The following is a 5,506-nucleotide window of genomic DNA, read 5'->3' as shown; positions in this document are numbered from 1 at the left end:
GCAGACGCCCGATGCCCCTGCCAATTGGCCTGAAGGTGAGCCCGGGGAGATTTCCGTCAGTCAAACTGAGAAACCATGATTAAGGACTCCCGATTGTTTCGACTGATGTGGCCGGTTGCGCTGAGTGTGGCATTGGTCCTGGTGATTGCTTATATGGCTCCGGATCCTGTTTCGTTGACAGCGGAATTGGCCCCGGGGAAGTACGATCTTGAAACGGCTGCAGATGGTAAAAACAATAAGATAAACGGCCCCGTGTATTTCGAATATTCGGATAGGCATGATAACTCAATGGAGTCCCGGGTTTTCAAACTCCATTTTGTCAATCCGCGAATTGCGGAAGGGCCTGGATTTGGGTTTTTGATCCCTATTTCAGGAACTGATGAAATGATCGATAAAGGAGAGTATTCGGTTGGTGAGCAGGGTACCGGGGTTATGACGCACTTCGACACCGTGTTTGGATATGCAGACATGGGGGATAAAACGTCGGCCCTGTATTTCAGCGAATCCGGGTCAATCTCCATTTCAGGATGTACTCCACAGGAAGTTTTTGGAGAGATAGATATGGTGTTAAATGACGGAAGTGGGGGCTCGGTTCGGGTTACCGGGGCTTTTAAGGCCCAACCTCTACCCTCAAACATCACATTATAATTATTTAAAAGTAAGACATTAGAAGTCAAACGATAGAAGTACGACTCCTGAAGCTTGTTATTGATATAACAACTTTATGGGACACTGTTGACATCGGAACTAAGGGTTTCCTTCGGGAGTCTCCTTAGATTGAATTTAGGTTTCGGGGGAACTACCTGATTCATCTGCCGGTATCAATGAGATTTTTAGGTGTTCCGGGGTCGTACTGTTTGACTTTTAGTTCTTATGCCCACAACGGATTTACTGCTGAAGATTCCCACAGAGCGCCGATTAAGCCTGTATCACATACGTTTTCCCGATTCAGATAGAGGTCTTACCAATTAATGACAGTAGGAAGATTGCATTGTCATAGATAACTGCAAGTATTGCTAAAGGAACATTGGCCCGTATCGGGTAAAATGAAATACGCGGGAAGTCATTGAATACCTAAGGATCTACAGATCTGTAGGCTTTGAGTACGGCGAGTTCCCCTTCCTTCCCCCCTATAGAGTTGCCGTGTTCCATCCCAAGAATACCTGAATATCCCTGTTTCTGAATAAAGCGGAACACATTGGCGTAGTTGATTTCACCTGTACCGGGTTCCTTACGCCCGGGGTTGTCACCTATTTGAAAATAGCCGATCTCATCCCAGCAGGTTTCAATATTTGGAATCAGGTTTCCTTCCTGAATCTGCTGATGGTAGATATCGAACAGGATTTTACAGGCCGGTGAGTTTACCGCCTTACAGATTTCATAGGCCTGGGGGGATTCTGAGAGGAACTGCCCGGGATGATCCCTGAAATTCAAGGGTTCCAAAACCATGGTAAGTTTATGGGGCTCCAGGATCTCAGCAGCCGCCCGAAGTGCCTCGACCACATGGGCGGTCTGGAAGGCCATCGATTGTTTCAAGTCCACATGCCCGGGAACCACGGTCATCCATCGGGCTCCTACCCTTTTTGCTACCTCTACGGAGGCTTTGATCTCATCTAAAAACGCCCGGCGAAGCCCGGGGTCTCCGGAAGCCAGATTTGGCTGGGACCAGGCAATGGTATGTGCCACGAAAACCCCCATGTTCATACCGCGATCCTCGAGGAATTGCCCGATTTGCTCTTGTAGGGCTACCGGGCGCTGTGCCATTTCATTGTCTTCAAAGGCATGGAACCCGGAGTCAGCCATAAACCGGAGTTCGTCCAAAGGATCCGCTCCGGCGTGTGCCCGGAACATCCCCAGGTGGGGGGCAAAATTTAGTGCAAAGGGTTTGGTAAAGGAAGTGGTGTCCTTCCCATACAAGGTAGGGGAGGCAGCAATGGCTACAGCGGCCAACCCTGTATTTCGGATAAAGGAACGTCGTTTCAAGAAAGGTTTATTTCTATAGGGACCAGGCTTTGCCTCCCGTGAGCTCATCCACATCTCCACACCCGATATACTCACCAGGTACAGGCAGGTAGGCCAGCACTTCTTCCCCTACGTATTCCGAAGTTTTATAGGACCAGATGACCGCATCACGAAACTGGTTGGCAAAGACAAACCTGGAAACATCACCATCCAATTCGGCTGGCTGGCCCTCGGCAACCGCCTCGTTATAGGTGGTGAGGGTTTCATAGAGTTTAGCTTCGTCTTCTTTATCACGTTTTTTAAGGGCTCCGGCCAGTACGGGTTCCAGTTCTTCAGCTGTGAGGGAATCCCCGGCTTTTTTTCCGGAGTCTGCCAAGGCTTTCTCTATAAAATTGGACAGGCCCGACTTAATGAGATCTTGTTCTTCCGGTTCGGAGACCTCCATCCAATAACGATCCAAAAAGGTGTGTACCCCCACTTCTGTTGCTGAAGGTGTATCGGTCTTAGGCAGGATCAAATCTGCCAGCTGCATAATTACTGCACCTTCCCCGGGGGAAAAGAAAAGCGGCGTCCAGTCCGGCCCCGTTTCCTGTTTGCAGCTTTGCATCAGGCTTATTATCGTGGGGGTGGCTACGGTGTACCCCAGGGCTAACCCCATGTTTTTTAATGCGATTCTTCTGTCCATCAGATGTTTCCTTTTTTAAGTTCCTGTGCTGCGTGTTGTGCGGCCCGGGCTGTAAAAGCCATATAAGTCAGGGAAGGGTTTACACAGGCTGCTGAGGTCATAAAAGCCCCATCGGTTACATAAACATTCTTTACTGCGTGCACCTGGTTATATCCATTGACGACCGAGGTTTTGGGATCCCGCCCCATACGTGCGGTTCCCATCTCGTGGATCCCCAGCCCCAGTGCCCCGGGGTCGTCGAAGGGCTCTACGTCCTTTAATCCCGCTTTTTCGAGCATAGCTACCGCCTGTTCCTTCATGTCCTCACGCATCTTCCATTCATTCTCTTTGAATTCCGCATCAAAGGTAACCGTGGGTAGCCCCCACTTATCCAGTTTGTCGTAATCCAGTGTCATTCGGTTATCCTCATAGGGGAGGACTTCTCCAAAACCACCCATTCCGAAATTCCACCCTCCGGGTTTCAGGATTGCCTCCTTCAGGCCTTTACCATGGGAAAGCTCTTTGACGGAGTCTTCCCAACTTCCCCGGCTGGCACCTCCCTGGTATCCATAACCCCGGATAAATTTATCGGTATTGGAGTTGCCTCCGAGGTTTCTGAACCTGGGGACGTAGATTCCATTGGGTTTCCGCCCTTTATAATATTTGTCTTCAAAACCTTCAAAACGGCCACCCGCACCCACACCAAGATGGTGATCCATTATGTTACGCCCGAGCTGATCCGAATCATTACCCATCCCATTGGGAAATCTGTCCGATTTGGATTGCATCAGGATGGCGGTGGAAGCTATGGCAGAGGCGCATAAAAATATGACCTTGGCCTTAAACTCATACGTCTCCTGGGTGATCCTGTCGATGACCTTTACCCCGGTAGCTTTCTTCGTGTTTGGATCGTACATCACTTCATGGACCACGGAATCAGGACGAAGCGTCATATTCCCTGTAGCCTCCGCAGCCGGAAGCGTAGACGAATTGCTGCTGAAATACGCCCCGAAAGGACACCCGCGTATACAGCGGTTGCGGTATTGACACCGCATTCGGTTTTTTCCTTCAAATTGTTTATCACTATTGATGTGAGCCACCCGTCCGGCAGTAATCACCCTCCCGTCAAAATGCTCAGCGACTTGTTCGCGTACGTGCTGTTCAACACAGTTGAGCTCCATCATGGGCTCGAAGACCCCATCGGGTAGTTGGGGAAGGCCCAGGTTTTCCCCCGTAACCCCGATATAGGCTTCCACCTTATCGTACCAGGGGGCGATATCTTTATATCGCACAGGCCAGTCCACCGCGATACCGTCCCTTTTATTGGCTTCAAAATCCATATTGCTCCAGCGGTAACTGTGACGCCCCCACATTATGGAGCGTCCCCCAACATGGTAGCCGCGCATCCAGTCAAAACGCTTGGTTTCATTATAGGGATGTTCCAGGTCGTCGACGAACCAGAAATTGTGCGGGGCTCTTACGGTGTACCCCGTACGGGCCTGTTTCAGTTGTTTGGCTTTTTCCTCCCTTGGGAGCTCCCCATTGTTGGGGAAGTCCCATTTATCCATATTGGCCGTGGGATAGTCTTCGATATGGTTGACCATCCGGCCCCGGTCCAGGACCAGCGTTTTCATACCCTGCTCACACAATTCCTTTGCGGCCCAGCCTCCGCTAATACCTGTTCCTACCACAATGGCGTCATAGGTATCTTCTTCCTGGTTGTAATAAAACTTACTCATCAATGGGTTTGTTAGATGGCTAAAAGTATTAAATATTAAATTAATTTTCTACATTTAAAATCTGTTATAACCGAAGGAATACCACTTAATAGGACTGATAATTAGGAATTAGACAATAATTGAAAGAATCGGTTCCGTCCTTTGAATAAAACCCGGAGATTTTCCGGGTCATCACAAACCAACTATATCCCAGCACCTTATGAAGCGCAGAAATTTTATCTACAGAAGCAGTCAGGCGGGGATGGCCCTGGCCTTCCTTGGAATGGCAGCCTGTAAAGAAAACGAGAAAAAGGCGATGGCTACCGAATCTGATGAAGCCCGTGTTCCCGAACCCGAAGCTTCACCGTTTTTTAAACTCTCCCTGGCCCAATGGTCCATTCACACAATGATTAGGGAAGGAAACACAGATCCCTACAGGTTTGCGGAAATGGCGAAATCGTGGGGGTTCAGTGGATTGGAATATGTGAGCCAGTTGTACAATCCCGAATTGGAAAAGGCGTCTTATTCTGAAGAGGCGATGCAGGGTTTTATTGACAAATCCAATGCAGAGGCAGCCAAACACGGCATGCAAAACCTGCTGATCATGATAGATGGTCAGGGCGATTTGGCCCTTTCCGACAAGGCTGCTCGTATGGCCGCTGTGGAAAACCACTATAAATGGGTGGATGCCGCCCAGGCCATGGGATGCCATTCCATCCGGGTCAATCTATCCGGGAGCAGTGATCCGGAGACCTGGGTGCCCAATTCTGTGGACGGACTTAAGAGTTTATCTAGGTATGCCAGGGGTAAAAACATTAACGTACTTGTGGAAAACCACGGGGGGCTTTCCTCGAACGCGGCGTTGCTCGCACAGGTGATGCAGGAAGTAAACATGGACAATTGCGGAACCCTGCCAGACTTTGGTAATTTCTGTATAAAGGGAGGTGATGCGGGTTGTATTGATGAATATGATAGATACAAAGGTGTTACCGAGCTCATGCCTTACGCCAAGGCTGTCAGTGCCAAATCCCATAATTTTAACGCATCCGGGGATGAAAAAGACACCGACTATGTACAGATGCTTCAGATCGTAAAAGATGCGGGATATACCGGATTTGTTGGGGTTGAATATGAGGGTAAGGTGCTCAGTGAGGAAGAGGGA

5 protein-coding genes are annotated in these 5,506 nt (G+C 49.4%); 2 read left to right on the top strand and 3 right to left on the bottom strand.

The features are described 5' to 3' along the window. The first annotated feature begins 75 nt into the window (after positions 1-75). Positions 76-648, top strand: a complete 573-nt coding sequence (locus WBV75_RS11300; RefSeq protein ID WP_424120704.1) for a hypothetical protein — start codon at positions 76-78, stop codon at positions 646-648. A 426-nt stretch (positions 649-1,074) separates the two neighbouring features. Here WBV75_RS11300 and WBV75_RS11295 read toward each other — a convergent pair whose 3' ends face one another. From WBV75_RS11295 to WBV75_RS11285, 3 genes are read right to left on the bottom strand one after another with little or no spacing between them, the layout of a single operon-like run. After that, positions 1,075-1,983: a hydroxypyruvate isomerase family protein gene (locus WBV75_RS11295; protein ID WP_424120703.1), complete on the bottom strand. Its 909-nt coding sequence runs from the start codon at positions 1,981-1,983 to the stop codon at positions 1,075-1,077. 13 nt (positions 1,984-1,996) lie between these two features. Continuing rightward, entirely contained in the window at positions 1,997-2,647 is a 651-nt protein-coding gene (locus WBV75_RS11290; protein ID WP_424120702.1) for a gluconate 2-dehydrogenase subunit 3 family protein, read from the bottom strand. Then, complete coding sequence (locus tag WBV75_RS11285; protein WP_424120701.1) at positions 2,647-4,365, bottom strand: GMC oxidoreductase; 1,719 nt, start codon at positions 4,363-4,365, stop codon at positions 2,647-2,649. The genes WBV75_RS11290 and WBV75_RS11285 overlap by 1 nt, the downstream gene beginning before the upstream one ends. Positions 4,366-4,564: 199 nt before the next feature. Between WBV75_RS11285 and WBV75_RS11280 the strand changes: the two genes are divergently transcribed. Continuing rightward, on the top strand, positions 4,565-5,506 hold a 942-nt coding region (locus WBV75_RS11280), incomplete at its 3' end, for a sugar phosphate isomerase/epimerase family protein (RefSeq protein ID WP_424120700.1).

This window comes from Robiginitalea sp., assembly GCF_049588695.1.
Lineage (GTDB): Bacteria > Bacteroidota > Bacteroidia > Flavobacteriales > Flavobacteriaceae > Robiginitalea.
The sequence above is the reverse complement of the archived record's forward strand: the minus strand, read 5'-3'. Positions and strand labels throughout refer to the sequence as shown.

What these genes read in the sequence shown, in the direction of transcription:
- WBV75_RS11290 (WP_424120702.1), bottom strand. Translation starts at nt 2,647, where the DNA reads ATGGACAGAAGAATCGCATTAAAAAACATGGGGTTAGCCCTGGGGTAC.
- WBV75_RS11300 (WP_424120704.1), top strand. Translation starts at nt 76, where the DNA reads ATGATTAAGGACTCCCGATTGTTTCGACTGATGTGGCCGGTTGCGCTG.
- WBV75_RS11285 (WP_424120701.1), bottom strand. Translation starts at nt 4,365, where the DNA reads ATGAGTAAGTTTTATTACAACCAGGAAGAAGATACCTATGACGCCATT.